At 55.9% G+C, this 26830-nt stretch carries 27 protein-coding genes; 17 read left to right on the top strand and 10 right to left on the bottom strand.

The window, feature by feature from the left end; translation table 11 throughout:
* Window positions 1-26: 26 nt before the first annotated feature.
* A complete protein-coding gene (locus ACR0KN_RS18875) occupies window positions 27-995 on the top strand; it encodes a glycosyltransferase family 2 protein (RefSeq protein ID WP_480655726.1) in 969 nt (322 codons plus the stop codon).
* Window positions 996-1340: 345 nt separating this feature from the next.
* Here ACR0KN_RS18875 and ACR0KN_RS18870 read toward each other — a convergent pair whose 3' ends face one another.
* The 4 genes from ACR0KN_RS18870 to ACR0KN_RS18855 form a co-directional block, all read right to left on the bottom strand.
* Window positions 1341-1577, bottom strand: coding sequence for a hypothetical protein (locus tag ACR0KN_RS18870; protein ID WP_170542472.1), 237 nt, complete (start codon window positions 1575-1577; stop codon window positions 1341-1343).
* 427 nt (window positions 1578-2004) lie between these two features.
* Window positions 2005-2772 carry a sulfotransferase family 2 domain-containing protein gene (locus ACR0KN_RS18865; protein ID WP_480655724.1) on the bottom strand — a complete coding sequence of 256 codons (768 nt, stop codon included), beginning with the start codon at window positions 2770-2772 and terminating at the stop codon, window positions 2005-2007.
* A 128-nt stretch (window positions 2773-2900) separates the two neighbouring features.
* Window positions 2901-3455, bottom strand: a complete 555-nt coding sequence (locus tag ACR0KN_RS18860; protein WP_010443008.1) for an ActR/PrrA/RegA family redox response regulator transcription factor — start codon at window positions 3453-3455, stop codon at window positions 2901-2903.
* Between the two features lie 87 nt (window positions 3456-3542).
* Complete coding sequence (locus tag ACR0KN_RS18855; RefSeq protein ID WP_480655722.1) at window positions 3543-4160, bottom strand: SCO family protein; 618 nt, start codon at window positions 4158-4160, stop codon at window positions 3543-3545.
* Window positions 4161-4249: 89 nt separating this feature from the next.
* Here ACR0KN_RS18855 and regB point away from each other — a divergent pair, with 89 nt between their 5' ends.
* From regB to ACR0KN_RS18805, 10 genes are all read left to right on the top strand, one after another.
* The gene (regB, locus tag ACR0KN_RS18850; protein ID WP_480655720.1) at window positions 4250-5641 is read left to right on the top strand and encodes a sensor histidine kinase RegB; all 1392 of its coding nucleotides are present in this window, start codon (window positions 4250-4252) and stop codon (window positions 5639-5641) included.
* Window positions 5642-5706: 65 nt separating this feature from the next.
* On the top strand, window positions 5707-7239 hold the full coding sequence (locus ACR0KN_RS18845) for a PAS-domain containing protein (protein ID WP_480655717.1): 1533 nt from the start codon (window positions 5707-5709) through the stop codon (window positions 7237-7239).
* Between the two features lie 15 nt (window positions 7240-7254).
* Window positions 7255-7725 (top strand): tRNA (adenosine(37)-N6)-threonylcarbamoyltransferase complex ATPase subunit type 1 TsaE, encoded by a 471-nt coding sequence (tsaE, locus tag ACR0KN_RS18840; RefSeq protein ID WP_170542484.1) that lies wholly within the window; start codon window positions 7255-7257, stop codon window positions 7723-7725.
* Window positions 7722-8726: an aminoglycoside phosphotransferase family protein gene (locus ACR0KN_RS18835; RefSeq protein ID WP_260023575.1), complete on the top strand. Its 1005-nt coding sequence runs from the start codon at window positions 7722-7724 to the stop codon at window positions 8724-8726. The genes tsaE and ACR0KN_RS18835 overlap by 4 nt, the downstream gene beginning before the upstream one ends.
* Complete coding sequence (locus ACR0KN_RS18830; RefSeq protein WP_480655715.1) at window positions 8723-9409, top strand: nucleotidyltransferase family protein; 687 nt, start codon at window positions 8723-8725, stop codon at window positions 9407-9409. The genes ACR0KN_RS18835 and ACR0KN_RS18830 overlap by 4 nt, the downstream gene beginning before the upstream one ends.
* The gene (addB, locus tag ACR0KN_RS18825; RefSeq protein ID WP_480655713.1) at window positions 9402-12329 is read left to right on the top strand and encodes a double-strand break repair protein AddB; all 2928 of its coding nucleotides are present in this window, start codon (window positions 9402-9404) and stop codon (window positions 12327-12329) included. Before ACR0KN_RS18830 ends, addB begins: the two co-directional genes overlap by 8 nt.
* Window positions 12326-15685, top strand: a complete 3360-nt coding sequence (addA, locus tag ACR0KN_RS18820) for a double-strand break repair helicase AddA (RefSeq protein ID WP_480655711.1) — start codon at window positions 12326-12328, stop codon at window positions 15683-15685. Before addB ends, addA begins: the two co-directional genes overlap by 4 nt.
* Before the next feature lie 58 nt (window positions 15686-15743).
* Entirely contained in the window at window positions 15744-16064 is a 321-nt protein-coding gene (gene trxA, locus ACR0KN_RS18815) for a thioredoxin (RefSeq protein ID WP_010442999.1), read from the top strand.
* 91 nt (window positions 16065-16155) lie between these two features.
* Window positions 16156-16506: a Lin0512 family protein gene (locus ACR0KN_RS18810; protein ID WP_480655709.1), complete on the top strand. Its 351-nt coding sequence runs from the start codon at window positions 16156-16158 to the stop codon at window positions 16504-16506.
* Window positions 16503-16865 carry a Lin0512 family protein gene (locus tag ACR0KN_RS18805; RefSeq protein WP_170773554.1) on the top strand — a complete coding sequence of 121 codons (363 nt, stop codon included), beginning with the start codon at window positions 16503-16505 and terminating at the stop codon, window positions 16863-16865. The genes ACR0KN_RS18810 and ACR0KN_RS18805 overlap by 4 nt, the downstream gene beginning before the upstream one ends.
* A 56-nt stretch (window positions 16866-16921) precedes the next feature.
* Here the strand turns inward: ACR0KN_RS18805 and ACR0KN_RS18800 are convergent, their stop codons facing one another.
* Window positions 16922-17119: a DUF1127 domain-containing protein gene (locus ACR0KN_RS18800; RefSeq protein ID WP_170542499.1), complete on the bottom strand. Its 198-nt coding sequence runs from the start codon at window positions 17117-17119 to the stop codon at window positions 16922-16924.
* 198 nt (window positions 17120-17317) lie between these two features.
* Here ACR0KN_RS18800 and hslV point away from each other — a divergent pair, with 198 nt between their 5' ends.
* Both hslV and ACR0KN_RS18790 read left to right on the top strand, forming a co-directional pair.
* Window positions 17318-17875, top strand: coding sequence for an ATP-dependent protease subunit HslV (gene hslV, locus ACR0KN_RS18795; protein ID WP_170542501.1), 558 nt, complete (start codon window positions 17318-17320; stop codon window positions 17873-17875).
* Window positions 17872-18225 carry a hypothetical protein gene (locus ACR0KN_RS18790; RefSeq protein WP_480655706.1) on the top strand — a complete coding sequence of 118 codons (354 nt, stop codon included), beginning with the start codon at window positions 17872-17874 and terminating at the stop codon, window positions 18223-18225. The genes hslV and ACR0KN_RS18790 overlap by 4 nt, the downstream gene beginning before the upstream one ends.
* 29 nt (window positions 18226-18254) lie before the next feature.
* Here ACR0KN_RS18790 and ACR0KN_RS18785 read toward each other — a convergent pair whose 3' ends face one another.
* Window positions 18255-19496 carry an MFS transporter gene (locus tag ACR0KN_RS18785; RefSeq protein WP_480655704.1) on the bottom strand — a complete coding sequence of 414 codons (1242 nt, stop codon included), beginning with the start codon at window positions 19494-19496 and terminating at the stop codon, window positions 18255-18257.
* A gap of 105 nt (window positions 19497-19601) precedes the next feature.
* Window positions 19602-20003, bottom strand: a complete 402-nt coding sequence (locus ACR0KN_RS18780) for a DM13 domain-containing protein (protein ID WP_480655702.1) — start codon at window positions 20001-20003, stop codon at window positions 19602-19604.
* 199 nt (window positions 20004-20202) lie between these two features.
* Here ACR0KN_RS18780 and hslU point away from each other — a divergent pair, with 199 nt between their 5' ends.
* The 3 genes from hslU to ACR0KN_RS18765 all read left to right on the top strand — a co-directional run bounded on the left by hslU (window position 20203) and on the right by ACR0KN_RS18765 (window position 23922).
* Window positions 20203-21510, top strand: a complete 1308-nt coding sequence (gene hslU, locus ACR0KN_RS18775) for an ATP-dependent protease ATPase subunit HslU (RefSeq protein WP_480655700.1) — start codon at window positions 20203-20205, stop codon at window positions 21508-21510.
* 97 nt (window positions 21511-21607) lie between these two features.
* A complete protein-coding gene (locus ACR0KN_RS18770) occupies window positions 21608-22705 on the top strand; it encodes an alpha/beta hydrolase (RefSeq protein ID WP_480655698.1) in 1098 nt (365 codons plus the stop codon).
* Window positions 22702-23922: an MFS transporter gene (locus ACR0KN_RS18765; RefSeq protein ID WP_480655696.1), complete on the top strand. Its 1221-nt coding sequence runs from the start codon at window positions 22702-22704 to the stop codon at window positions 23920-23922. The genes ACR0KN_RS18770 and ACR0KN_RS18765 overlap by 4 nt, the downstream gene beginning before the upstream one ends.
* Here the strand turns inward: ACR0KN_RS18765 and ACR0KN_RS18760 are convergent.
* The 3 genes from ACR0KN_RS18760 to ACR0KN_RS18750 are packed head-to-tail and all read right to left on the bottom strand — an operon-like array spanning window position 23919 to window position 26205.
* Window positions 23919-24506 carry a Smr/MutS family protein gene (locus tag ACR0KN_RS18760; protein WP_480655694.1) on the bottom strand — a complete coding sequence of 196 codons (588 nt, stop codon included), beginning with the start codon at window positions 24504-24506 and terminating at the stop codon, window positions 23919-23921. The genes ACR0KN_RS18765 and ACR0KN_RS18760 overlap by 4 nt on opposite strands.
* The gene (gene mltA, locus ACR0KN_RS18755; protein ID WP_170542518.1) at window positions 24506-25546 is read right to left on the bottom strand and encodes a murein transglycosylase A; all 1041 of its coding nucleotides are present in this window, start codon (window positions 25544-25546) and stop codon (window positions 24506-24508) included. The genes ACR0KN_RS18760 and mltA overlap by 1 nt, the downstream gene beginning before the upstream one ends.
* Window positions 25543-26205, bottom strand: coding sequence for a Tim44/TimA family putative adaptor protein (locus ACR0KN_RS18750; RefSeq protein ID WP_010442987.1), 663 nt, complete (start codon window positions 26203-26205; stop codon window positions 25543-25545). The genes mltA and ACR0KN_RS18750 overlap by 4 nt, the downstream gene beginning before the upstream one ends.
* A gap of 108 nt (window positions 26206-26313) precedes the next feature.
* Here ACR0KN_RS18750 and ACR0KN_RS18745 point away from each other — a divergent pair, with 108 nt between their 5' ends.
* A complete protein-coding gene (locus tag ACR0KN_RS18745) occupies window positions 26314-26814 on the top strand; it encodes an FxsA family protein (RefSeq protein ID WP_480655691.1) in 501 nt (166 codons plus the stop codon).
* Window positions 26815-26830: the final 16 nt, after the last annotated feature.

Genomic DNA, 26830 nt, shown 5'->3' with positions numbered 1-26830 from the left:
ATCAGACCCCTTCAGACCAAGTCGATATGAAGGTCGGTTTGTTCTCCTGCGCCAAGGATGAAGGGCCGTTCATACTTGAATGGATCGCATATCATCTGCTGATCGGGTTCGATCCGATCCTGATTTACAGCAATGACTCGACGGACGGCACCGCCGAACTGTTGGATTCGTTGGATAAAAACGGGGTTATCTCTCATGTTCTGCAGGACTTAAAACCAGGGCAGGCACCGCAGCATACAGCGGCGGAAACAGCCTATGCGCATCCTTCGTTTGACGATGCCGATTGGCTGATGTGGCTTGATAGCGATGAGTTTCTGTTCTGCGCAAATGCCGAAAATCATGTCGCAAGTCTCGTTGAACGCTGTTCTGATATCGCCGAAGGCGTCGCGGTGAATTGGTTGATCTTTGGGGACGGAGGCAACGAAAACTGGGAACCGGGGCTGGTTACACAACAGTTCTTAAGACGCGCCGACACCGAACACAACTTGCATCACTACTTCAAAACGCTTTTTCGAAAGTCCAATAAAATACGGGGGTTTGGCCTCCACCGACCCCACTTGCGGCCAGACTTTCGGTACGATGGATCGCAATTTGTAAATGCCACGGGCCTGCCGATGCACGAGCACATGTATCGTTCGGGGTCACGCCGTAGACATGCGCTGGGTGCCGCGCCAGAGCATCTGTCTGCACATGATTGGGCGGCCGTCTTTCACTACCCCGTGAAATCACGAGACAGTTTCGAGCTTAAACGGCAACGCGGGCAAGGCACCAAAGCGACAGATGCATCCAACCGGTCCAGCCGGTTTCGCGAAAGGTACTGGAACAAGTACAACCAGAACAGCGTTTTGGACGACCGAATGCTGGCGATGGGTGACGGGCTGCAAGCGAAAGTGGACGCGTTATTGGCAATTCCCAATGTCTCCCGCGCGCACTCATATTGCCTCAAGGTTTATGCACAGAGTATTCTAGAGCGATCACAACATCCCACGCCTTGATTTGCAAAGCGGCACAAAGATCGGAAATTCCAATATAGCCTGAGTGAACGGGTAACTTACTCGAAAAAAATCAGATCTCGAATTGAGGCGCCGAAGATTGCAAGGTCTCCGAATTTGAAACCATAGATCTCGGTGGGCGATCCAGTAATGCGCCGGCTGGGGATTTGGGGCCGGTTTTGACCGCTGGCTCAATTACGCAACGACCTTTAGTACGCAACGATCTTTACGAACGGCATCGGCCATTATCGTTACAGATGTAGAATTGCTCTTTTGCCCGCCGGATGACATCACCTTCGGCGGACAAACATACACCCTTTACCAAAGTCTGTAGCCTCGATCGACCACTTAGCCTAAGTCGAAGATATCTGTTGGCAAAATGGCTGCAGGAATCTCAATATCAGCCATTGCTTCCTCAGGAAGAGTAAGATCCGGCAAATCCGGCGCTTCAATGGGGAACACATGCTCAGGAAGCTCGGGCATACCGGCATCTGCGGGTGGTCCCACTTCGGGAAAATCGATGCCTAATTCGAAGAGCTTCTCGATCGCTTTCTGCGAAGGGTTTGGTCTCATGTCCGGTTTCATATCGCTTGATCCTCTGTACGGTTTGCCTGACCTGCCTCTTACTTGACGGCATTGTTGCAATTGCAGCACAGTGATGATGCTACAGAGAATCTAAACACGGTTTGAACACATTGTTCATGCTGTGTTAACTTTGTTCACCATAGGTCAACAATGCTGTTGCCACGAGGTGCATGCGGCTTAATCCAGACTAAACGATTAAATTAATTTCATAGTTTTTACGGGCTGTGTTTGTCAAATATCGCTTCAATGTCCTACGATGCATGTTCAGGTAGCGGACCCCTTCCGAAACATATGTGCCCACATCCGATACACACACCCTGAGTACCGTTCGAACAAAAAACAACTCTTGGTCTCCAAGGCAACTTAGAGCTTAGTAAAATTTACTTATTACAGCGAATTTGGATCAAACGGCCAATATCGCTTAGCGTCAGCTAAACCGTGTTTTTACGTTTTCGAACATTTCAAAATCCATTGAGAACGCAGATTCAAGGTTCATATGATCAGTTCTCGTCAAGCTCTGTATGGCGTCTTTGGAAGAAGAAGAGTGTCCTAATGAGCTGCGGGTATCCTGCATCTCAGTTTGGTTTCCAAAAATCTCATAAGAGATATGCTCCACCGCCGTATTCAGATCGTCAACGCGACCAATAAAATCGAAATCGATGAAATCAAAACTGATTTCTTTGCGTTGCGGACGCCAGTGACGATTCAGGTCACGTGCAGTTTCGTCATGCGCAATGATGTCGAGAAAGTCTGACAATCCGAGATCGCCATCTGGTTCTCTACCAACATGCCGCAGAAACTTCTCTTTTTGACCTGGGGTTTTTAATAGATACCCAAAAAAAGCACTGAGCGTGCGCGCAGTCGGGTGACGAACGACCGAGAAGCAAAACCGCGTTCTTTCTTCTAGCGCTTCAATTGCTGACGGGACATCCAACGCCTTCCTTCCAGTCTTGATCAGCGATTTCGGCGGGTTGTGTATGCTTTTCATATCAATCTGCATTGAACCACCGGCCTGCGCATTCAACCTGTGCAGCAAAGTGGCAATAACCGTTGAACAGGCGCATTTATGATTTTTCATATACAGAAATGTACGCACTGGCGGATCAAACGCCGGCATATGAACGATTTGCAAAAAATGCCTTTGATGGTGGTAGTTTTTGAGAATATCTGAGGCACTGGGCGCGTTCGATTCCATCAAGATACCCCTTTACCCCGAGTTTTCGACCTAGTTGGTTTCAACTACTGAAAGACACCTGGAGCTTCTGAGAAACGCAGTTGCTCTGCGATATACCTCAGGATTTGCAAATTTACCTATGAGATGGCCTATCGTGGGCTGCGCTTCGCCAAAATCCGCTGCAACGTCCTGCGGTGCATGTTCAGGCGGCGCGCTGTTTCCGAGACATTGCGATCACACAGCTCATACACACGCTGGATATGTTCCCATCGAACACGGTCGGCACTCATGGGGTTTTCCGGCGGCGGGGGCATTTCGTCACCCTTTGCCAACAATGCGTTGGTGATATCAGTCGCGTCGGCGGGTTTGGACAGATAATCGGTCGCGCCAATCTTGACCGCTGCGACTGCAGTGGCGATGGCTCCGTACCCGGTCAAAACCACAACCCGGCTGTCCGGGCGCTTTTCACGCAGAACTTCAACCACATCAAGCCCGTTGCCATCCTCAAGCCGCAAATCAACCACAGCATATGCGGGTGGTCGTGCGGTCGATATGGCGCGGCCTGCTGCGACAGAGCCTGCGGTCTCAACCTCGAATCCACGCTTTTCCATGGCCTTGGCCAGACGTCTCAGAAACGGCTCGTCATCATCTACCAGAAGCAGCGATTTATCGGGGCCGATTTCAAGCTGGGAACTGTCTGCCATATGTGGGTCTTTCCGCTATTTCACGCTTTTTGGCTTTAACATGAGTAATAGCAGCGCCATTCCAAAGGTCAAACCGACTGTTGCGCGTTAAATCTTGTCAAGGAAACAACCAACCTTGTCCGCCATCTGTTCGGCGGTATCATCACGCTTGAAGAATTCAAGGAAACCGTCCTCGGGCGTGACCAGGTATGTGAAAGTCGAGTGATCGACCAAGTAGTACTCATCGCTTTTGTCATGCGCTTTGTAGTAGGTTTTGTAGACCTTGCTCGCGGCTTTGACCTGTTCGGCTGAGCCAGTCAGGGCGATCATACGTTCATGCAGGTTGAACGCGTAATCATCCAATACTTCGGGCGTATCGCGGTCAGGGTCAATTGAAATAAACAAGGGCGTCACCGACTGGCCGCGTTCGGCAAGCAGGTCAACCGCTTCGGCATTGCGGGACATGTCGAAAGGGCAGACATCGGGGCAGAACGTATATCCGAAATAGATCAACGTTGGTTCGGTGATCACATCCACGTCAGTCACCGTTGCACCCTTGCTGTTGACCAGCTCGAACGGTCCACCGATCGCAGCGCTGCCGCCTGCGATCTGGCTTGAGCGGCACTGGGCAAACTTGTCATCCGAACCGCTGCGTGTCAGCAGCCACATTGCACCCAGACCAACGGCCAGAACAACAGTTGCGAGTATGGCATAAAGACGGAGCATGACGGCTATCCTGAGACGAAGGTTGTTGATCGGTTCGGTCGGCACTCCTATCAACGTTGTGGGCCGACGCAATAGGACATAATCGACAGATGACGGATTCCAACACCAGCCTTTGGCGCGGGCAAGAACGCAGCACCTGGATCAGGTTGCGGACACTGATCCTGTTGCGATGGGTGGCCATCATTGGACAGTTCACGGCAATCACAGTCGCGCAACAATACTATAATGTGCAGCTCGAGCTTGGCCTGTGTTACTTTGCCATTGGCGTTTCCGTCATGGGCAATCTGACAGCGATCCTGTTGTTCCCCGAAAACAAGCGCCTGTCCGAGTTCGAGAACTTTCTGATGGTGCTGTTCGATCTGCTGCAACTGTCGATACTGCTCTATTTGACTGGCGGGCTGAACAATCCTTTTGCGCTACTATTGATCGGGCCGGTGACGATTTCAGCCAATGTGATGAGCACGCGTTCAACCCTGATCATCGGCAGCGTAGCGGTGATCCTGACAACATTGCTGGCACAGTTTCACCTGCCGCTGCGTACCAATCTGGGCCTTGTTTTGGATATCCCTGACATATTGTTGTTCGGAAATTGGGCCGCAATCATCATCGCCATTATATTCATCGGCGCCTATTCCCATCGTATTAGCTCAGAAGTGCAGTCGATGTCCGAGGCGCTGTCGGCCACGCATATGGCACTGGCGCGCGAACAAAAGCTCACCGATCTTGGCGGCGTCGTCGCGGCCGCTGCGCATGAGTTGGGGACACCTTTGGCCACGATCAAGCTGGCCAGTTCAGAGTTGATCGAAGAGCTGGACGATCGCCCCGAACTGAAAGAAGACGCGGCTTTGATCCGTGAGCAGGCCGACCGTTGCCGCGATATATTGCGTGACATGGGACGGGCCGGAAAAGATGACCTTCACCTGCGGCAGGCCCCTTTGTCGACGGTGATCCACGAATCTGCAGAACCGCATATCAACCGGGGCAAGGAAGTGCATTTCGAAGAGAAGCCGGTTGCCGACGGCGATGTTCAGCAACCCTCAATTCTGCGCAAGCCCGAGATCATTCACGGATTGCGCAATTTAATCCAGAATGCTGTGGATTTTGCACGGGCAAATGTCTGGATCGAGGCTGAATGGACCTCGCATCAGATCAGTGTTTCGATAATGGATGACGGTCGCGGATATCCCTCACACATTATCGGACGAATTGGCGATCCGTTCATGCGCCGCCGCCGGGCCGACCGCAGCAGCCGACCCGAATATGAAGGCATGGGGCTTGGATTGTTCATTGCCAAAACCCTGCTCGAGCGCAGTGGTGCCGAGCTTTACTTTGCCAATGGCGCAGACCCGTATCAAACTTTGACAGATCAGCAGGAACGCAAAGGAGCAATCGTCAAGGTAATCTGGCCGCGCAAATTGATTGATGCGCAAACAGGCGACACGCCAGTACCCTCGGGCGCAAACCAACCCTTCCAGATCTAAGTTAAGATCCCGTTAACTATTGCCCTTCATACAGGCTCGGGTTGATTTGACAGGGACGTTGAATAATGGCCGACTGGATCATTCTGGCCGCTATCAGCATGGTATCGGCCTGTTTTGCCATATTGTGGTTGTTGCCTCGGCACCAGAAATCGTTTGTAGATTACGGGCTGTCGTCGCCCGGATCGCTATTTGATGTGGTCTTCCTTTTCGATGGGGACAGGTTGATCAGCCACTCTGATATCGCGTTGGCCGGATATGAATCTGTCACCAACTGGTCCGATCTGCACAGGCTGCTTCAGCGTGACTATCCCTCTTTCCCGGAAACACCCGAACTCGTTCGGGCTCGGGGCCATCTGGTTGTATCCGCAATTGATTGCACAGTTGACCGCGAAGTCTCATGTGAATGGATAGGTGGAGTGATCCGCGTCCAGTTGCGCGATCTGAAGGACACTGTATCGGCAAAGCGCGCCGACCCAAATGACCCGACCCGTTTAGCGATGGATCAAGCACCTTACCCGGTATGGCTGTCGGGCGAATGCAGCACGGTGCGTTGGTGTAACGCGGCCTATGTTTCTCTGGCTCGGAAAATCTCGGGGCCGGATGCGGATTTGACAAAACCGGTTTTTCCACTGCTTTCAGACGAGGCGAAACTGGGCCGGAAATCCCGTGTCTCGGTTCAGATCAAAGACAGTGAATCCAGATTGTGGTTTGATCTGACCCGTGTTGCCCAAGACCAGGGTCAGTTGTGTTATGCCGTCGATATCAACGCGATTGTTGAGGCGGAAACCGTACAGCGCAAATTCGTGCAGACAATGACCAAAACCTTTGCCCAACTCTCAATTGGTCTGGCCATTTTTGACCGTAACAGCCAGTTGGCTTTGTTTAATCCTGCACTGATTGATCTGACCTCACTGCCGCCGGATTTTCTGAGCCTTCGCCCCAGTCTGTCCAGCTTTTTTGACCGGTTGCGCGATCAGCATATGATGCCAGAGCCCAAAAATTACCGCAGCTGGCGGCGACAGATGAATGATCTACTGGAGGCGGCCCAGGATGGGAACTATCAGGAAACTTGGTCATTACCTTCAGGCTCGGTCTATTCCGTCAGTGGACGACCGCACCCGGATGGTGCTGTGGCCTTTCTGTTCGAAGATATCACCGCCGAAATTACGTTGACGCGTAGGTTCCGCGCTGAGATGGATTTGATGCAGTCCATTCTGGACAAGCTTGCTGATGCGATCGCTGTCTTTTCGGATGACGGGACGCTGGCAACGACGAACTATGCCTACCAGTTGATGTGGGGTGACAGCGGCGAGGTCGGGTTTGAGCCTACTACTGTTCTTGAAATCACCCGCCAGTGGCAGGAACATTGCGCCGCCACTCCAATCCTTGGCGAGATCCGGGAATTTGTAACCACGCGCGAGAACCGGGCCGAATGGTCAGGCGAACTGACCCTAAAGTCGGGCAGTACAATGACCTGCACAGTCAGTCCCATGCAAAACGGGGCAACCATCGTTCGCTTCACCTCAGACAGTGCCGTTGAAAACATCGCGCAGCAGCAAAAATCAGCGCCTGAACCGGTTGCGGCCAACCCGACGTAGGTTCATTGTGGCGCCATGAATGCGCCGCTGAAATTGACTCTCAAATCCCCTCAGGACACTGCGGAAATCGCCACCCGATTGGGGGGTGCATTGCAACCGGGCGACACCGTCCTGCTTGAAGGTTCAATCGGCAGCGGCAAAACCCATTTCGCACGCGCTCTGATCCAGTCGACGCTGATGAAGCCTGAGGATGTACCGTCACCAACTTACACCCTGGTTCAGGTCTATGAAACGCAGATCGGGGAAATTTGGCACTCCGATCTCTATCGGCTTGCATCCGTGGAAGAGATTGAAGAGTTGGGATTGGTCGACGCATTTGACACCAGCATCTGCCTGATCGAGTGGCCCGAAAAACTGGGCCCGCTGTCCCCGCAATCGGCCTTGCTTGTTCATTTCGCAACCGACCCCGACGATCAGGACACTCGACAAGTTTCACTTACATGGTCGGACCCGAAATGGAGCACCAGGCTGGAGATGATCCAATGACAAACCGGGCCATTTTGGCAGAAGCATTGATCGCGCAGACCCCATGGAGCGGTGCGCAACATGCACCCTTGGCCGGCGATGCCTCGAACCGCCGTTACGAGCGCTTGACCGATCCCGCCACTGGCCGCACAGCGGTTCTAATGGACGCCCCACCCGACAAAGGTGAGTCGGTCGAACCTTTCGTACGCATGTCGGAGTATTTGCGTTCAATCGGGCTGAGTGCACCAGAAATTTATGCAGAGGACAGCGAATACGGATTTCTGCTGCTCGAAGATTTGGGCGACGCTCTGTTTGCCCGCGTCTTGCGAGACGATCCAACGCTTGAACGCACCCTGTATGACGTGGCAACCGATGTTCTGGTCCATCTTCACGCGGCCCACACTCTTTCGCTCGACAGCTATGATCCTGCTCTGATGACTGAGCTTGCGGCGCTTTCTTTCACCAAATACGCTCAAGGCATTCAAGGGTCACATGATGAAGAGGCGCGCGCGCGGTTCGAGCTTCGCTTTGCCGATATCCTGCACCGCGAAACCGGCGGGACACGGGTTGTTGTACAACGCGATTATCACGCAGAGAATCTGATCTGGCTGCCTGATCGAGACGGCCTGGCGCGCGTAGGACTGCTGGATTTCCAAAGCGCGATGTTAGGGCACCCGGCCTATGATTTGATGTCGCTGCTGCAGGATGTGCGCCGGACTGTACCTGTTGGCATCGAGATGCGGATGATCGACCGTTATATCACTGCAACCGGTGTTGACGGGCACGATTTCCGTACCGCTTATGCGGTTCTGGGCGCACAGCGCAACCTGCGTATTCTGGGTGGATTTGCGCGGCTGGCAATAGATTATGGTAAACCACATTACGTCGACCTGATCCCCGCTGCCTGGGCCCATTTGATGCGCGATCTGGAGCATCCGGCGCTGGTTCCCGTGGCGGGTCTTTTGCGCAGCGCCCTGCCCGAACCAAGCCCGGAGAACCTTGCAAAGCTGAGGTCGCAATGACCGCTACGCCCCAAGCTGCAATGCTGTTTGCTGCCGGTTTCGGCACCCGTATGGGGGCCTTGACCAAAGACCGACCAAAGCCATTGATCAAGGTCTCCGGGCGACCTTTGATCGACCATGCGTTGGATTTGGTCGATGCGCTGAGACCATTACGTGTTGTCGCCAACCTGCATTATCGCGCCGACCAGATTGCCGATCATCTGGCGGGCCACGACGTGGCGCTGTCGCTCGAAGAGCCGCGCATTCTGGACACCGGTGGCGGGTTGCGCGCAGCGTTGCCGCTGCTTGGTCCCGAGCCGGTCTTCACCTTGAATAGCGATGCGATCTGGGCCGGACCAAACCCGCTGAAATTGCTCAGGGACCACTGGGATCCAGATGAAATGGATGCGCTTCTAATGTGCATTCCGATCGGACAGGCCCTTGGTCATGCCGGTCCGGGTGATTTTACTCGGGACAGCACCGGGCGGATCACTCGAGGCGCAGGTCTGATATATGGCGGGGCTCAGATAATCAAAACCAACGCGCTGCATGACTTCGATGAGGACGTGTTTTCCTTGAACGTGTTGTGGGATCAGATGCTGCAGCATAATCGCCTATTTGCGCTGTCCTACCCCGGTCGATGGTGCGATGTGGGGCATCCCGAAGGTATTGATCTGGCCGAGGGGCTGATTGCCGATGTTTGAGCCCAGCGCCCTGCCCCGGGTGTTCGCCGTGCCTCCGGGCGCGGATTTCCCGAAGGTGTTGGTAGACGGCTTGCGTCAACGGTTTGATGGTCGGCCGCCGGATGCTCTGGCGCGGGTTCAACTGGTGATCAACACCCGCCGCATGGCACGCAGGGTACGTGATCTGTTTGATCAAGGACCGCCCTGCTTACTCCCGCGGTTGTCTTTGGTCACCGACCTGGGCGAAAGCGCGGATCTCGCGCAGATCCCGCCCGCAATACCACCCTTACGTCGCAGGCTGGAATTGACGCAGCTGATTGCCAAATTGCTGGATCAACAACCCGATCTGGCCGCGCGGTCTTCGCTTTTTGATCTGTCCGACAGCCTTGCCGCGCTGATTGACGAGATGCAGGGCGAAGGCGTCTCACCCAAGGCGATCAGGCAACTGGATGTCAGCGACATGTCCGGTCATTGGGCCCGGGCACAAGCATTTATCGGCATCGCAGATCAGTTCATGGAGTCTGGCACGGACACACTTGATGCGCAGGCCCGGCAGCGCCGCGTGGTCGAAAACCTGATCGCGCGCTGGCAGGTCTCGCCACCTGCACATCCGGTCATATTGGCGGGCTCTACTGGGTCACGCGGAACCACCTTAATGCTGATGCAGGCCGTCGCGCGCCTGCCGCAAGGGGCGCTGGTGTTGCCAGGCTATGATTTCGACCAGCCCGAGCATGTCTGGAGCAATCTGGATGACGCCCTGACCTCCGAGGATCATCCGCAATATCGATTCCGCAAACTGATGCTCGGGCTTGGGCTTGGTCCCGATCAGATTCAGCCTTGGACCCCGGAACAGGCGCCCTCACCTGCGCGTAACAAGCTGATCTCACTTGCCTTGCGCCCTGCCCCGGTGACTGACGCCTGGATGACCGAGGGTCCTCACCTAGCTGATCTGAATGGTGCAACCAAGGATGTCACACTGATCGAAGCGTCTTCTCCTCGGGCTGAGGCATTAGCCATTGCGCTGCGCCTTCGTCAGGCCGCCGAAACCGGGCAAACCGCCGCGCTCATAACGCCTGACCGGATGTTGACACGTCAGGTCAGCGCCGCGTTGGACCGGTGGAATATTCTGCCCGATGACAGCGCGGGCTTACCGCTACAATTGTCTCCACCCGGTCGATTTTTGCGCCATGTCGCTGGGTTGTTCGCGCGCCGTCTGGATGGTGAGGCATTGCTGACACTGCTCAAGCATCCACTTTGCCATGATGGCGGCGACCGGGGCGCCCATCTGCTGCACACCCGCGATCTGGAACTCGACCTGCGCCGCCACGGCCCGCCCTTTCCCGTCAGTGTGAGCCTGACAACCTTTGCTATTCGCAACGAAGCGCCCGAAGACTGGGTTCGCTGGGTGATCGATGCATTCTGCGATCAATACCGGCCACAGGAGCAACCACTGTCAGATTGGGTCGCGCAACTTCGCACACTGGCCGAAACAATCTCGGCGGGTACCACCGGTGAACCGGGTACATTGTGGGACAAGAATGCCGGCCAAAAGGCGCTTGCGGTAATGGCAGCACTGGAGGGCGAGGCACACCACGGTGGCGCGATGACCGCCCATGATTTTGCGGATCTTCTGGGCGCGTTATTGGCGGGTGAGGAGGTTCGCGACCGCGATGCGCCCCACCCGCATTTGATGATTTGGGGCACGCTGGAAGCGCGCGTACAGGGCGCAGATCTTTTGATACTGGGCGGCCTGAACGAAGGCAGCTGGCCTGAGGCTGCGGCACCCGATCCCTGGTTGAACCGACAGATGCGCAACGAAGCGGGTCTTTTGCTGCCCGAGCGCCGGATCGGTTTATCTGCGCATGACTTCCAACAAGCCATAGGTGCACCGGAGGTGGTTCTGACCCGCGCGACCCGCTCGGATGACGCGGAAACCGTACCCTCTCGCTGGCTGAACCGCATGACCAACCTTTTGCAGGGCTTGCCCGAACAAGGTGGAACCGATGCCTTGGCGGCAATGCGTGCGCGTGGCCAAAAATGGTTGGATTGGGCAGAAACACTGGAACATGCGCCCCAAATTGCAGCGGCTCACCGACCGTCACCACGTCCGCCCGTCGCAGCACGTCCGCGACGGTTATCGGTGACCGAGATCAAGCGTCTGATCCGTGATCCTTACGCAATCTACGCCCGACATGTTTTACGCCTTAAGCCTCTGGATCCGCTAGTGCAGGCCCCGGACGCGCTGTTACGTGGCATCGTCATCCACGAGGTGCTGGAACAATTCGTGCGCGACAGTGTTCTGGATCCGGCTTTGCTGAGCCGTGAAAACTTCCTGAAACGGGCCGAAGCCCTGCTGCTGCAACACGTTGCGTGGCCAACAGCGCGAAAGCTGTGGTTGGCACGGCTAGAGCGGATCACCGACAGTTTTCTATCCGCGGAGATTCACCGCCGCACCGATGGTGGGCCGGTGGCCTTTGAAGTTGGAATGCGTCTAGCGCTGGCCCCGTTGGACTTCACCATTGCCGGACGCGCTGACCGGATCGATCGAAGCGGGCAGGGAGCTTTGCGGATCATCGACTACAAAACCGGCACCCCGCCAACGGAAAGCCAGCAGGCAAAATTCGACAAACAACTGCTGATCGAAGCCGCAATGGCCGAGCAAGGCGCTATCGAAGGATTCGATCCGCTTCCCGTTGCGCAGGCGATTTTCATCGGTATGGGCGGCACCTACAAAGAGGTACTCGCGCCCTTGCAGAAAGAGCCGACCGACAAGGTACTGGCCGAACTGAAAGAGCTCATATCTGCCTATTTAGAGCCTGATCAGGGGTTCTCGTCACGCCGGATGCTACACAAGGATACGGATGTCGGGGATTATGATCATCTCGCCCGTTTCGGAGAGTGGGATCGGTCGGCAGAAACCGCACCGGAGGACCTGACATGAGCGCCCGCAATGATGCCACCGAACGGCAAGTTCAGGCCGCGCGCCCGGACGCCTCAACCTGGCTGGCGGCCAATGCGGGCTCGGGCAAGACCCGGGTGCTGACCGACCGGGTGGCGCGGCTGTTGCTGGATGGCGTGCAGCCGCAGCATATCCTGTGCCTGACCTATACCAAGGCCGCTGCAAGTGAGATGCAGAACCGGTTGTTCAAGCGTCTTGGCAAATGGGCGATGCTGGGCAACAGCACCCTTCAGGAAGAACTGGTTGAACTCGGTGTCCCGGGTGTGATCGATCCAAACCGTTTGGCACAGGCGCGCACCTTGTTTGCCCGCGCCATCGAAACACCTGGCGGCTTGAAGATCCAAACGATCCACTCCTTCTGCGCCTCTTTGCTTCGACGCTTCCCGCTTGAGGCTGGGGTCAGCCCGCAGTTCGCCGAAATGGAAGATCGGGCCGCCGCCCTGCTGCGCGAAGAGATCATTGAGGATTTTGCCGAAGGTCATCAGGCCGCACTGGTCGAGGATGTGGCCCGTTTTGTGACAGATACCGGCTTTGACAAACTAACCGCCGCCGTGGCGCAAAGGCGGAACCAGTTTGAGGAAGTACTGCACTGGCCGGACTTATTGCAACGTTATGATCTGCCACAAGGATTTGATGAACAAGCCTTGCTGCAAAGCGTATTTCTGGGTGGAGAAGTTGACCTGATCCAGTCCATTTTACCCGCCCTGGAAGAGAGCGGCGGAAACAACGCCAAAGCTGCCGGCAAGCTTATGGGCTTTGTCGATGCGCGGCTAAGCGACCTAGCGGTGCTGGAAAACGTATTGCTTACAGGTAAGGCCGCAAAAGAACCGTTTACGGCCAAGATCAACGGGTTTCCCACCAAGACGCTACGCGAAGGGGCGTTGGCCGACCGTATGCCCCAGCTTGAGGCCCTCATGTTGCGGGTAGAGGCTGCGCGGGAACAGAGGCTGGCGTTGATTGCTGCTCAGAAAACCCATGTTTTACATCGCCTTGCTGCAGCTTTCCTGCCTGAATACGAGCGGCGCAAGCAGCTGCGGGGCTGGCTGGATTTTGATGATCTGATCCTGCGCGCTCGGCAGGTGTTAAATGACCCGGCGGTGGCGGAATGGGTGCTGTACCGGCTTGATGGCGGCATCGATCACATTCTGGTGGACGAGGCGCAGGACACCAGTCCAGATCAGTGGGATGTGATCGAGAAACTGGCGCAGGAATTCACCAGCGGGGAAGGGGCCCGATCCGGGGTTGAGCGCACGATCTTTGTTGTCGGAGACAAGAAGCAATCGATCTATTCCTTTCAGGGCGCCGACCCGCAGGCCTTTGACCGGATGCAGGCCGAGTTTGGGCGAAAGCTGCAAGAATCAGGCTCTAAACTGTGGGATTCAACGCTAGAATACTCGTTCCGTTCATCCAGTGCGATCCTAGGACTGGTCGATATCCTGTTCGAAAACCGTGCCGAGGCCGGGTTCCACAAAAACTCGCTGCACCGTGCCTTCAAGGCCGATCTACCCGGTCGTGTTGACCTGTGGCCTGTGGTCGAAAAGGTCGAGGAGGAGGAGGATACCGATTGGACCGACCCGGTCGACCGACCTGGAGCACGGCATCATACGGTTATTCTGGCAGAGCAGGTGGCCCGGTCGATCCGGAACATGATCGATGGCGGCGCGACAATTCCTGACGATGGAGAAACTCAAGGCACCTATATTCGCCGCAAGGTCCAGCCCGGCGACTTTCTGATTCTGGTCCAGCGCCGTTCGGACCTATTTGCCGAGATCATTCGTGCCTGCAAAGCTGCTGATCTGCCCATTGCGGGCGCTGACCGCTTAAAAGTGGGCGCGGAGCTGGCGGTCAAGGATCTCGCCGCGTTGCTAAGTTTTCTGGCCACACCCGAGGACAGCTTGTCACTGGCCACGGTCCTTAAGTCCCCTTTGTTCGGCTGGCCCGAACAGCAATTGTTCGATCTGGCCCATCGCAGGGAAGAACCCTATCTTTGGGCCGCGCTGCGCAATCGGGCCGAAGAATTCCCGGATACGCTGGCCGTTCTGAACGATCTGCGTGGGCAGACCGACTTTCTGCGCCCTTACGACCTGATCGAGCGTATTCTGACGCGTCATGACGGGCGTCGCAAACTGCTGGGCCGGCTGGGGGCCGAGGCTGAGGACGGTATCAACGCACTACTGTCACAGGCGCTGGCCTATGAACGGACGGATATTCCCAGCCTCACCGGTTTTCTGGTCTGGATGCAAACCGATGAACTTGAGATCAAGCGCCAGATGAGCGGTGTCGGCAACATGATCCGAGTGATGACCGTTCATGGCTCGAAAGGGCTGGAAGCACCGATCGTGATTTTGCCGGACACTGGCAAACGGCAGCCGCCGCGCGATGCCGAGATCATGATGGCAGGGGATACTCCCTTGTGGAAAGTACCCTCTGATACCTCACCCGCACTGATTGCTACGGCGCGTGAAGAAGCTCGAAGACGCGAGGAGAATGAACGGCTGCGCCTTCTTTATGTGGCTCTAACACGAGCAGAAAAGTGGTTGATAGTCGCCGCAGCCGGAGATGTGGGTAAAGATGGCAGCAGCTGGTATCAAATGATCGAGGCCGCGATGGCGCGCGCAGGGGCCACTCAGATACCTGGTTCCCAGACACTCCGGCTAGCGCATGGAGACTGGGATGTATTGCCTGTTGTTGAAAATGACAGCGTCCAGAATATCGAACAAAACCTGCCGGGATTTTTCGATCAGTCAGCGCCGCCAGCACCAACGCCGGTAGAAACATTAAGCCCTTCCGATCTGGGGGGTCCCAAGGCTTTGCCCGGAGATGACGGGAAGGATGAAGAGGCGGCGAAACTCCGTGGAACGCGGCTGCACCTATTGCTGGAACATCTACCCGCTGTTGTTCAGGAGCAATGGTCGCATCTTTGCACACGACTGTTGGCCGATATGCAGGATGTGGAACGCCAGGAGTTGCTGAACGAAGCCGAGGCCGTCCTGGCCGCCGATCATCTGAAACTGGTATTTGCGCCGGATGCACTGGCCGAGGTACCGGTCACCGCCGATTTGAACGGCGCCCGAATGCATGGGGTGATCGACCGATTGATCGTTACCGATACAGAAGTTCAAGTGATTGATTTCAAATCAAATGCGACTGTTCCGAACAGCCCTGAAACCTGCCCCGAGGGGTTGTTGCGCCAGATGGGGGCCTATGCAAATGCCCTGTCGCAAATATTTCCCAAGCACCAGATCCACACCGCAATACTTTGGACCCGCACGGCACATCTCATGTGGCTGCCACACGATATAGTGACAGAGGCCCTGAGGCGTAGCGCTATATCTTGACCTCCTCCCGAACGCCACCTACGTTCTCAACCCAAGTATTCCCATTCAGGAGACAGACATGTCGACCGTTGCCGTAACCGACGATACCTTTGACGCCGAAGTCAAGAATTCCGATATCCCCGTTGTGGTGGATTTCTGGGCCGAGTGGTGCGGCCCCTGCAAGCAGATCGGCCCCGCCCTGGAAGAGCTAGCCAGTGAATATGGCGGCAAGGTGAAGATTGCCAAAGTGGACGTTGACAGCAACCCGAACGCGGCGGCTGCCATGGGCGTACGCGGCATCCCGGCGCTGTTCATCTTCAAAGATGGGCAGGTCGTTTCAAACCGTGCGGGCGCTGCACCCAAAGCGGCACTGCAAAGCTGGATCGACGAGTCGATCTGAGCCGGTGTGAACCAATTGCATCAAAGGCGTCTCATGCGGGACGCCTTTTTTGTTTGACCGCACAGATGTGCTGATCTGACGGGAACAAGAAATGGCAAAAACACGAGTTCTGGTAGAATTCGGAATGGGCACGTCGTTGCGGCGTGAGGACTATACCGAGGCGGCGTTGCGCGCCATCAAAGATGCACTCTGGCATAACTCGGTGAACATGGCAGAGCTGTTCGGGTTTCCGAAAGAAGCCATGATTATTGATGCCGAGATTGGCGTCCAACAACCAGACCAAGTAGATACCGAAGCGCTGAAAGCTGTATTTCCATACGGCCAACCGAATATCACGGTAACGCAAGGCGGCTTGGATATTGAAAAGCCCCACATCGAAGGCCGCACGGTGATCGCCAATGCGGCGATCATTGTGTTTTTTGACATGGAGCCCGCGCAATGACCGAGAAACGCATCATTCTGGAGATGGGAGCCGGCAATGACCTCTATGGTCAAGACTATACCAAGGCCGCGCGCCGCGCTGTTCAAGACGCGTTGCACCATTCGTCCATCACGTTGTTCTCTAAGCTGGGCATCAGCCACGAAGAGATGCGCGTTGAGGTCACGATTGGAGTGCAGCGGCCCGAGGCGGTTGATTGTGATCTTGTCGCATCTGATCTTCCGCGGGGGCGCGCTTCGGTCCGTGCCGTCAAAGGCGGGCTGGATGTCGAGGACGCCGGGGCCGGCACGCTTCATGTTGTCGCCACCGCTGCGGTTGAGGCATATCTGCCTGATCTGGTGGGCAAATTCGTCAAGAGCTGAAAAAGAAAAAGCCGCTCGTTTGAGCGGCTCATCTTACGTCTAATTCTGATCCTAGATCAGAACTTGGCGATGTCGGCACGGTTCAGGCCGATATCATCCAGTTGCTCATCGCTCAGACGCGCCAGTTCATTGCGGGTCTTGCGAGATTGATACCATTCGACAACATTTTCGAATGAGTGGGAGAATACGTCCACTGCGTGCAGGATGGTGACTGCTCCGAGCGGCGCATGGGTTTTTGCGACAGCGTTTGCCATGTGCGTAGTCCTTTTTAACAGAAACAGCCGACCCGTTGTCGGTTGTGAGCCTCATGTAACGTCACCGGCTGAGTCTCACAAATGCTGACTCAACAGTCCCGGTTTGCATTTTCTGCATATCTTTTGGGCGGTTTGAGAACTGGTTGCGCAGAACCCGTGCCCGGCCCATATATGGCAGCACGGATAACGGAGGCATTCATGGCAGACAGCGATTTTCCCGGATGGCACGGCACCACCATCATCGGCGTCAAGAAGGGCGGGCAGGTTGTCATCGCCGGGGACGGGCAGGTCAGCCTGGGCCAGACCGTGATCAAGGGCACTGCGCGAAAAGTACGCCGCCTGTCACCGGGCGGCTTCGAAGTGGTCGCCGGATTCGCCGGATCTACGGCAGATGCGTTCACGCTGTTGGAACGTCTGGAAGCCAAGCTTGAGGCGACGCCCGGCCAACTGGCGCGCGCTTCGGTCGAGCTCGCCAAGGACTGGCGCACCGACAAGTATCTGCAGAAGCTCGAGGCGATGCTGATTGTCACCGACGGCAAGGATCTGCTGGTCATCACCGGGGCAGGGGACGTGCTTGAGCCCGAACATAACGTCGCCGCCATCGGATCAGGAGGCAACTTTGCCCTTGCCGCAGCCCGAGCGATGATGGACAGCGATAAGCCGGCCGAAGATGTGGCGCGTGAAGCCATGGCAATTGCTGCGGATATCTGCGTCTATACCAATGGCAATCTGACGGTTGAGACGATCGGATCATGAGTGCAGTTCTGGCAGCGATATTTGGTGGGCTGATTGGCGGCATTGTTGGGCCGATTGTGCTTGAGGAATATCGGAACCGGAAGCACGCCAAGACATGGAAAGAGCCGCGCAAGAAGCTGCTTGAGTCCATGTTGAGGGATACGAAATACAAGTTCAAAACTCTGGAACGGCTCAGCAGAACAATAGGCTGTACAGAAGATCAAACACGCTCGCTGTTGATCGAGCTGGAAGCCCGAGGCGCTGTTTCAAAGAAGACCAAAAAGGAAATCTGGGCACTGATCGAGCGCGCGCCACTACAGGAAAGCCAGCGCAAACTTGACGAAGAAGTAATCGAGGAAGAGCAGGAGTAGGTAACCCTTTCCGCTTCAGCGGATGTTCTTTAAGCCAGTAGCGCTTTGATCTCTTTACCCTTCCATCTCAGATGCATCCCGATCAGGCCCATAAGTGCGGTCACGATGACGATGTAGTAGGGGACGCGGATGTCGATGCTCATCAATCCGCCTCCGATCAGAGACATGATGCCGCCTGCCAGGCAGAACACAGCTGTGGTCACCCCCATAACCCAGCCTTGATCCGTTTCGGAAACGCTGGATGAGAACAAGCCCAGCAGCGTTGGATAAGATACACCGAAGAAGAAATAGAAGAAGAAGACCGGGATGAAGCTCAGCACACCGCTTGGGCTGAAGGCAAAGCCAAAGCCGCAGATCACCATAACCACCAATGACGTATAGATGATCTGGTGCTTGCTGAATCGTTCCTGTGCAGGCTTAACAAGGAAGGTGCTGGAGAAGGCTAGCGCAACGCCGATCACCACCATCGCCATGCTACCTCCGATCACGCCATAGCCCCACGCGCTGGTCAGGAAGTTGTCGACGAACACATAGAAAGTGACGTTGGCAACCATGAACAGCGCATAGACGGGCATGATTTTGAGAACCAAAGGGTGCTCACGGACAGCTATGAGACTATCGGTGATGTCACGGGGACGGAAGACAAAGGGTTCGTGCTCGGTCCTGGTATCCTTGAAGAATGTGGTCACGAGGAAGATCGCGATCAGCACCAGAACAAACGCCCCGTAGAAAGGTGTCTTTAACGTCGCTGCACTGCCCAGCAAGGCGGCATCTGACAGGACCGCGCCGATAATCGGGCCGCCTACAAGGCCAAAGCTGACGCCAGTCACGATGTAGCCCATGTTGCGATCTCGGTCGGCTGCATCCGTGCTGCCGTCAATCATTGCAGCCTGCGCAATCGGCTGATTGCCAGCGGTAAATCCGGTGATCGACCGGCCAATGATCAGTAAAAGCAAGCTGTTCATATAAAGCGCGGCGATGGTCAGGGCGTAGCCGGCCAGCGCTCCGGTCAAGCAAACCAGAAGGGCATTCTTGCGCCCGATGGAGTCCGAGACTTTCGAGACATAGACCACCCCCAGGAACCAAGACAGAAAGAAGCAGCCGATCACCAGACCATAATAGAAATGCCGGGTGCCCATGGCCGTGCTTTCCGGCAGAAAGCCCGACTTTGTTTCCATGATCAGAGAGTTGATTATGGGAAACACCAGGCCTTGCCCGATCAGGTCGACAAAAACTACGAACAGCAAGGTAATCTTAGCAATCTTGGTCATAAAAACGCCCCCAGTTCCAATATCTTGGGGCGAGTGTAACAGACAGTTGCGCTGTTACCTAACTGCGTGTCAGAGGCCGGAAACTCCGACCTCTGACAGTCGTGATTACTTCAGCGAAGCGACGCCCAGCGGGACACCAGCAACCTCGCACCAGATGTAGACTTCGTTATAGGCCGAGACATCCATGGTTGGCGGAACGGCATAGGATTGCTTGCCGGTCAGGTGCAGCAGCGCGCCTAACTTGCTGTCGGGGGCGTATGTGCCGTCGTTACCAAACGCGACGCGCGGGTCGGGGCCGTTGTCCAGCGAGAAGTCGTCGCCCAATTCAACGATGTAACGTTCGCCATCCTTGACCAGTTTCACCGAACCAGTGGTGATGTGGTTCGAGCGACCTTCGAACGTGCCTTTCTTTTTGGCGCCGCCGGCCAGGGCAGAGGTCGTGCCTGCCAGGGTCAGGGCCGCGCCTGTAGCTGCAGCTTTCATAAAAAGCGAACGACGAGTCATCATGATGAGGTATCTCCGTAAAATGATGCGAACTGGGGTGTCCGTCGCAAAAGGTTATGCAGCAGTTGCCGCATGATTGACGATTCACATCGCCACGAATTTCCGTGTACTGTCTGTGAGTTGCCGTGATCTTTCCGTGATCGGCTTGTGTTTTCGCGCCGTATGATTAGGTTCCGCAGCGAAACATACGGATAGAACACATATGACCGACCTGACCCCGCGCGAGATTGTCTCGGAACTGGACCGCTTTATCATCGGGCAGAAAGACGCAAAACGCGCTGTCGCCGTAGCGCTGCGCAACCGCTGGCGGCGCAAACAGTTGCCGGATGATATCCGCGACGAGGTCTATCCGAAAAACATCCTGATGATCGGCCCCACTGGCGTGGGCAAGACCGAGATCAGCCGCCGTTTGGCCAAGCTGGCCCGCGCGCCGTTTATTAAGGTTGAAGCCACCAAATTTACCGAGGTTGGCTATGTCGGCCGTGATGTTGAACAGATCGTGCGCGATCTGGCCGATGCTGCGATCCTGCAAACCCGCGAATTCATGCGGGAAGATGTCAAAGCACGCGCCCATCAAGCCGCCGAGGATCGCGTGATCGAGGCGATTGCAGGCACCGACGCCCGCGAAGCCACGCGTGAGATGTTCCGTAAGAAGCTTAAGGCCGGTGAGCTTGACGATACCCAGATCGAATTGGAGCTGTCCGATACCTCAAACCCGATGCCGATGTTCGACGTTCCGGGCCAACCCGGCAGTCAGATGGGAATGATGAATCTGGGCGATATATTCGGCAAAGCCTTCGGTGGTCGCACGGTCAAGAAGCGCATGACCGTTGCCGAAAGCTATGATGCCCTGATCGGGGAAGAGGCCGACAAGCTGCTGGACGATGAAACCGTCACCCGGGTGGCGCTGGAATCCGTCGAACAGAACGGCATCGTATTTCTGGACGAGATCGACAAGGTCTGCGCCCGCTCGGACGCGCGCGGTGGCGATGTCAGCCGGGAAGGGGTTCAGCGCGACCTGCTGCCGCTGATTGAAGGAACCACAGTCAGCACCAAACATGGCCCGGTGAAAACCGACCATATCCTGTTCATTGCATCCGGCGCGTTCCACATCGCAAAGCCCTCGGATCTGTTGCCGGAACTTCAAGGTCGACTGCCGATCCGCGTGGAACTGCGAGCGCTGACTGAAGAAGACTTCGTGCGCATTCTGACCGAAACCGATAATGCGCTGACCCTCCAGTACACCGCCCTGATGGGTACCGAAGAGGTCACGGTCAGCTTCACCGAAGACGGAATCGCAGCCTTGGCCCGTATTGCCGCTGATGTGAATCAGAGCATTGAAAATATCGGTGCAAGGCGGCTGTACACAGTGATGGAGCGCGTGTTCGAAGAGCTTTCATTCACCGCGCCGGATCAGGCAGGTGCTGAGATTACGGTTGATGCGGGGTTTGTGGACGCCAATCTAGGTGAACTGACAAAATCGACCGACCTCAGCCGTTACGTTTTGTAACAGCAGCAAGCCGGTTTTTGCCTGTTGCTCGTGCCCTCGGTCTAGACGCGCGGCGGGAATGCGATAGCGTAGTGCTGTAACCGTGTAGGGACAGACCGTGCTGCGCTATTTGATCATCATCGCGAACCTGTGCCTGCTGGCCGCCTGCGCGGACCGCTCGATAACCGAGATCACGCCCGAAGCGCTGAAGGTCGGTACCCCTGCAACGGTCTTTGCAGCAACAACCCGCGCGCGCGACATGGATGGTAGCTATGGCGCAAAACGAGCCGAGGCTTTGCGGTATCTTGAGATGACTGTCTCGATCCCGCCGTCGCACACGCCGGGTGACCTAAATTTCTCCTACGCGAACCCGAATCCGAACAAACAGTTTGTTGTAGCGGATGTTACCGAGTTTTCAGGTCCGCAAGATCTAACGGCCCGGTTGCGTGGCGTGGATGACGTGGTGATCTTTGTCCACGGCTATAACGCAACGCAAACCGAAACTGCCTTTCGTGCAGCCCAGCTAAGCCATGATATCGGTATCCCCGGAACCACTCTGATCTATTCCTGGCCCAGCCAGGCGCGCGGAACAGGATACGCCTATGATCTGGACAGTATGCTGTTTGCCCGCGATGGGTTGGAGCAGACGATCCGGCTGCTCAAATCAATGGGCGTCAAACGGGTTATCCTAATCGCGCATTCGATGGGCAGTGCATTGTCGATGGAAATGATGCGGCAAGCCGAACTGCGTGAACCCGGCTGGTCAAGCCGCAATCTGGAGGGGGTTATCCTGATCTCGCCCGATCTGGATGTCGATCTGTTTAGGTCACAGATGAACAGTATCAAAAACCCGCCAGATCCTTTTGTGGTGATGGTATCCAGGAAAGATAAGATCCTAAACCTGTCGGCGCGGTTGCGCGGTACTGCGGACAGTAAGAGACTGGGCAATATCAGTTCGGCCGACGCATTGGCCGAATACCCGATAAACGTGATCGACACGACCGCATTCAACAGCGATGCAGGGTCGTCCCATTTCGTGGCTGCAACCTCGCCCGCACTTCTGGCGATTCTCAGCTCGGTCCGCAGGGTCAGCAATACATTCGGTCCTGACCGGCCCGGCATAGATGTGCTCGTACCTCCCAGCGAACGCAATACGGATGGCGCGACAGAAATCGTTCTTACCGAAACCGGGCAGGCGCAGGTCAGCACCCCGTGACACGATCCGGCCTTCGTCGCTTTCTGATCCAGAATGCAAACTGGCTGGGCGCGGGAGTTCTGCTGACCTTTCTCTCCAGCTTTGGACAGACCTTTTTCATCTCGATCTTCGCGGGAGAAATTCGGGCGGAATTTGAGCTAAGCCACGGAGCCTGGGGTGGGATTTATTCGCTTGGCACAACTGTTTCCGCTCTGGTGATGATCTGGGCCGGAGGTCTTACCGATATCTTTCGCGTACGCGTGCTGGGCCCCGTGGTTTTGACCGGACTGGCATTGGCCGCGTTGGCAATGGCACTGAATGTTTGGCTTATTCTGTTGCCCGTTGTGGTCTTCTTTCTCAGACTTCTCGGTCAGGGGATGAGCAGCCATCTTGCGGCCGTCGCGATGGCGCGCTGGTTTACAGCGACACGAGGCAAGGCTTTGTCGATCGCAACATTGGGGTATGCAATCGGAGAGGCACTTTTGCCCCTGACATTCGTTGCCGCTCTGGCGTTTCTGGATTGGCGCTGGTTATGGGGGCTTGCAGCTTGCATAACCCTTTTGGGTATTCCCGTACTGATCCGGTTGCTGCGTCAGGAACGAACACCGCAAAGCTTGGCGACCAATGCCTCGTCTGTCGGCATGCAGGGTCGCCAATGGACGCGTCGCGAGGCACTGTTGAACCCGTTGTTCTGGTTTATGACACCCGCAATCCTTGCGCCTTCGGCCTTTATCACCGCCTTCTTTTTTCATCAGGTGCATCTCGCCGAAATCAAAGGCTGGCCCCACATACAACTGGTCGCTCTGTTCCCGGTCTTCACAGGGGTTTCGATCCTGTCGATGTTTGCAGCGGGATGGGCGTTGGACAAATGGGGCACGACCCGGATGATGCCCTATTATCAATTACCGATGGCCATCGGATTTGCGATCCTGTCGGTCTCAACTTCGATTGGCGGGGCATTGATCGGAATGGTTTTCTTGGCCCTTACAGCTGGCGCGCATAATCCATTGCCCAGCGCCTTTTGGGCCGAGTTCTATGGCACGCGCCACATAGGAGCAATCAAGGCCATGGCCGCTGCAGTGATGGTTCTGGGTTCAGCAATCGGACCGGCGTTGACCGGTATGTTGATCGACAAAGGCGTTTCACTGAACACTCAATTCTTCTGGATCGCAGCATTCTTCTTGTGCGTCTGCGGCTTGGTTCGGATCGGCATAGCCCGCGCACTTCAATCGGGTTAGCGAACCCGCCTGAGGTACACGTAGTAAGCCCCATCGCCACCGTGGCTGATATGTGCGGGCGTCACCTGCATCACCGCCTGCGTTAAGGGTGGAATAGAAAGCCAGTGTGGCACTTGATTGCGCAAAACACCGCGCGGGGTCGGAATTGGCCCGGGCTCATCGCGATCCTTTCCCTTGCCAGTGATAACCAGCACCAACCGCTTGCGTTGCGCCTGCGCCGTCAGGATAAAACGCACCAAAGTAGGATGGGCTGCGCTCATACGCATCCCATGCAGGTCCAGCTTGCCCTCAGGCTTTAGCTTGCCACGTTTCATGCGCGCAAATGCCTTAGTATCCATTTGCACAGGATTTGCCCGCAATCTTTCGGTGATCGAGGGTTTGAGATTATTCCGCGTGGGTTTGGATTGCGCTGTCTGGCCCAACTCAAACGCTTCGATGCGCGCCTTTGGGGTCTTGGTCGGTTTGGGTTTTGGCAATGTCGTGGGATGGACGGTCTGCGGTATTTCGGGGTGCAATCGTTCAGCTTGTTTGGTGACCTTGCGCCACAGCTCGATCTCTTCTGACGTCAGTTTGCGCCGTGTCATCAGAATTCATCCGGTAACAGAGCATAGGCTCGCTGGATCGGCAAAAGCACGACCATACGACCGGGGTCTTTCAGACGGCCAGCGGCTTGCCCCGCCTCATCCCCGGTACCAAAGAAAATGTCCGCCCGCTGGGCACCCTTAATGGCTGAACCGGTATCCTGCGCGATCATTAATCTCCTTAACGGGGCCTTGCCATCCTTCTCAACCCAAACCGGCGCCCCGAGGGGCGTATATGCCGGATCCGCCGCGATGCTGCGCATCGTGGTGACCGAGCGATTCATGGCCCCCAAAGGTCCGAGTTCTGGGGCAACCCGGTTCACTTCACGAAAGAACACATAAGAGGGGTTGTGAAACAACAACTCGGCACCGGCTTCGGGGTTTTTGCGCACCCAGGCCCGGATCATCTGCGCACTGACCTCGTGCGCGCCCAGCGCCCCGCGACGGATCAACTCGGCTCCGATTGAACGATAAGGGTGCCCGTTCGCTCCGCCATATCCCACGCGTAGCGCGCTGCCATCGGGCAAGCGAATACGACCGGAACCCTGAATTTGCAGAAAGAACAACTCGACCGGGTCATCGACCCATGCGATCTCAAGCCCGCGGCCCGTCATCGCGTCTCCGGTCAGCAATTCGCGGCGACTAAGCCACCGATCAGCGCCTCGCGCCTCGGGAGGCATCCGGTAGAGCGGATAGCGGTATTTGCTGGTTGGATACTTAGAGCCGTCCAGCTCGGGTTCAAAATACCCTGTGAACAACGCGTCATCGCCATCTTCAACCAGAACCGGTCGGAAAAACAGCTCAAAAAACGACCGTGCGGCCTGAGGTTCATAGGTCCGGGCAACGCCACACAGCGCCTGCCAATCCGGATCCTTCAGATCGCCGCAGGTGTTCAGAAAAACTGAAAGGGCTGCCCCGTGATCGTCGGCAGCCCAGCCATCAAGGTTATCAAATGACAGGATGGATCGCGTCGCCTCGGCTCCGGCGGCGCTGGCAGTGGTCATGACGACCCCCAGTAGAAGCGACCGAATCGCTGCAATCATGCGTCCGTGGCAACAAGTAGCCAGTTCGGATCGTCCGCGCCCATTACACGAGCAAAGGTCCAGCTGTCCTTTTGGCGTTTAACCGTATTGGGGTTGCCTTCGATGATATCCCCTCCGCGATCACGCACGACCGAGGTCAGCTCACCGATAAAGCGCATGGTGATCTCGGCCTGATTGCTGTCCTTGTCGAACGAAACATCTGCCAGAGTAGTTTCACGTACGCCGACAAATTCGGCTTCGATGGTGAGGCCCTTGTCTTCACGATCAGCGACCACAGAGACAAAACTGTCAAAAACCTCTTCGGACAAGAAAGGTTGAATCTCGTCCAGATTGCCTTTTTCGAACCCCATCACGATCATTTCATAGGCACCGCGCGCACCCTGAACAAATTCACTAACGGAAAAACTGGGCTCAACCCGCTTCATCGCGGCCAGAGTTTGCGCTTGCTCACTGTCTTCGGCGACATGGTCGGTAATATCGTGATCCGGCCCGCCATCAATGACCTCGAAATCACGGCGCGTACCATTGGTATCTGGCTGTTGTTGAAGGGGTGGTTTTTCAAACCCTTCGCGTGTGCCCAATACGCTTTTCAGACGCAGGATCAGGAAAACGGCAATTCCGGCCAGGACCAGCAACTGGATCATAGGGTTGTCGCTCATTTCATACTCTTTTCAGCGCCAGGACTTTGTGTACCCGGCCTCAAGCCACTATGTAGGTGACAGTTGGGCGCAAGTCCACAGCCCGGCACATGCTAAAGGATACCGCAAATGTACCTGTTCTTGGCTTTTTTATTAGTTCCGATCATTGAGATCGCCCTGTTCATACAAGTTGGCGGGCTGATCGGACTATGGCCAACGCTTGCAATCGTAGTCCTGACCGCAGTTCTGGGCACTGTATTGGTCCGGACACAAGGTCGCACGGCATTGGCCAATCTACAACGATCCTTTGCCGAATTGGACGACCCGACCGAACCGCTTGCACATGGGGCTATGATCCTTTTGTCGGGTGTATTGTTGTTGACCCCCGGATTTTTCACCGATGCGGTTGGTTTTGCATTGCTGGTTCCGGGCATCCGCGTTGCTGTGTTCCGCTATCTGAAATCCAAGGCGACCATCACCCAATTCCAAATGGGCACCGGCGCACAGTTTCGATCAGGTCCTGACCCGTTCAATCAGGACGACGTGATTGATGGTGAATTCACTGAAGTCCGGCCCCGTAACGAACCCGGAAAGCCCTCTAAATGGGTGGAAGGTCCGCACCAGCATTGAGGTACCGCACCCAAAT

Source organism: Ruegeria sp. AP7 (genome assembly GCF_056539905.1).
Note: the sequence above shows the minus strand (reverse complement) of the source record. Positions and strands in the feature narration are given on the sequence as shown.

What these genes read in the sequence shown, in the direction of transcription:
- ACR0KN_RS18785 (WP_480655704.1), bottom strand. Translation starts at nt 19,496, where the DNA reads ATGACCAAGATTGCTAAGATTACCTTGCTGTTCGTAGTTTTTGTCGAC.
- mltA (WP_170542518.1), bottom strand. Translation starts at nt 25,546, where the DNA reads ATGATTGCAGCGATTCGGTCGCTTCTACTGGGGGTCGTCATGACCACT.
- addB (WP_480655713.1), top strand. Translation starts at nt 9,402, where the DNA reads ATGTTTGAGCCCAGCGCCCTGCCCCGGGTGTTCGCCGTGCCTCCGGGC.
- ACR0KN_RS18790 (WP_480655706.1), top strand. Translation starts at nt 17,872, where the DNA reads ATGAGTGCAGTTCTGGCAGCGATATTTGGTGGGCTGATTGGCGGCATT.
- ACR0KN_RS18860 (WP_010443008.1), bottom strand. Translation starts at nt 3,455, where the DNA reads ATGGCAGACAGTTCCCAGCTTGAAATCGGCCCCGATAAATCGCTGCTT.
- ACR0KN_RS18780 (WP_480655702.1), bottom strand. Translation starts at nt 20,003, where the DNA reads ATGATGACTCGTCGTTCGCTTTTTATGAAAGCTGCAGCTACAGGCGCG.
- ACR0KN_RS18750 (WP_010442987.1), bottom strand. Translation starts at nt 26,205, where the DNA reads ATGAGCGACAACCCTATGATCCAGTTGCTGGTCCTGGCCGGAATTGCC.
- ACR0KN_RS18865 (WP_480655724.1), bottom strand. Translation starts at nt 2,772, where the DNA reads ATGGAATCGAACGCGCCCAGTGCCTCAGATATTCTCAAAAACTACCAC.
- ACR0KN_RS18875 (WP_480655726.1), top strand. Translation starts at nt 27, where the DNA reads ATGAAGGTCGGTTTGTTCTCCTGCGCCAAGGATGAAGGGCCGTTCATA.
- hslV (WP_170542501.1), top strand. Translation starts at nt 17,318, where the DNA reads ATGGCAGACAGCGATTTTCCCGGATGGCACGGCACCACCATCATCGGC.
- ACR0KN_RS18745 (WP_480655691.1), top strand. Translation starts at nt 26,314, where the DNA reads ATGTACCTGTTCTTGGCTTTTTTATTAGTTCCGATCATTGAGATCGCC.
- ACR0KN_RS18830 (WP_480655715.1), top strand. Translation starts at nt 8,723, where the DNA reads ATGACCGCTACGCCCCAAGCTGCAATGCTGTTTGCTGCCGGTTTCGGC.
- ACR0KN_RS18870 (WP_170542472.1), bottom strand. Translation starts at nt 1,577, where the DNA reads ATGAAACCGGACATGAGACCAAACCCTTCGCAGAAAGCGATCGAGAAG.
- ACR0KN_RS18800 (WP_170542499.1), bottom strand. Translation starts at nt 17,119, where the DNA reads ATGGCAAACGCTGTCGCAAAAACCCATGCGCCGCTCGGAGCAGTCACC.
- ACR0KN_RS18835 (WP_260023575.1), top strand. Translation starts at nt 7,722, where the DNA reads ATGACAAACCGGGCCATTTTGGCAGAAGCATTGATCGCGCAGACCCCA.
- ACR0KN_RS18760 (WP_480655694.1), bottom strand. Translation starts at nt 24,506, where the DNA reads ATGACACGGCGCAAACTGACGTCAGAAGAGATCGAGCTGTGGCGCAAG.
- ACR0KN_RS18845 (WP_480655717.1), top strand. Translation starts at nt 5,707, where the DNA reads ATGGCCGACTGGATCATTCTGGCCGCTATCAGCATGGTATCGGCCTGT.
- ACR0KN_RS18805 (WP_170773554.1), top strand. Translation starts at nt 16,503, where the DNA reads ATGACCGAGAAACGCATCATTCTGGAGATGGGAGCCGGCAATGACCTC.
- ACR0KN_RS18810 (WP_480655709.1), top strand. Translation starts at nt 16,156, where the DNA reads ATGGCAAAAACACGAGTTCTGGTAGAATTCGGAATGGGCACGTCGTTG.
- regB (WP_480655720.1), top strand. Translation starts at nt 4,250, where the DNA reads ATGACGGATTCCAACACCAGCCTTTGGCGCGGGCAAGAACGCAGCACC.
- hslU (WP_480655700.1), top strand. Translation starts at nt 20,203, where the DNA reads ATGACCGACCTGACCCCGCGCGAGATTGTCTCGGAACTGGACCGCTTT.
- ACR0KN_RS18855 (WP_480655722.1), bottom strand. Translation starts at nt 4,160, where the DNA reads ATGCTCCGTCTTTATGCCATACTCGCAACTGTTGTTCTGGCCGTTGGT.
- addA (WP_480655711.1), top strand. Translation starts at nt 12,326, where the DNA reads ATGAGCGCCCGCAATGATGCCACCGAACGGCAAGTTCAGGCCGCGCGC.
- trxA (WP_010442999.1), top strand. Translation starts at nt 15,744, where the DNA reads ATGTCGACCGTTGCCGTAACCGACGATACCTTTGACGCCGAAGTCAAG.
- tsaE (WP_170542484.1), top strand. Translation starts at nt 7,255, where the DNA reads ATGAATGCGCCGCTGAAATTGACTCTCAAATCCCCTCAGGACACTGCG.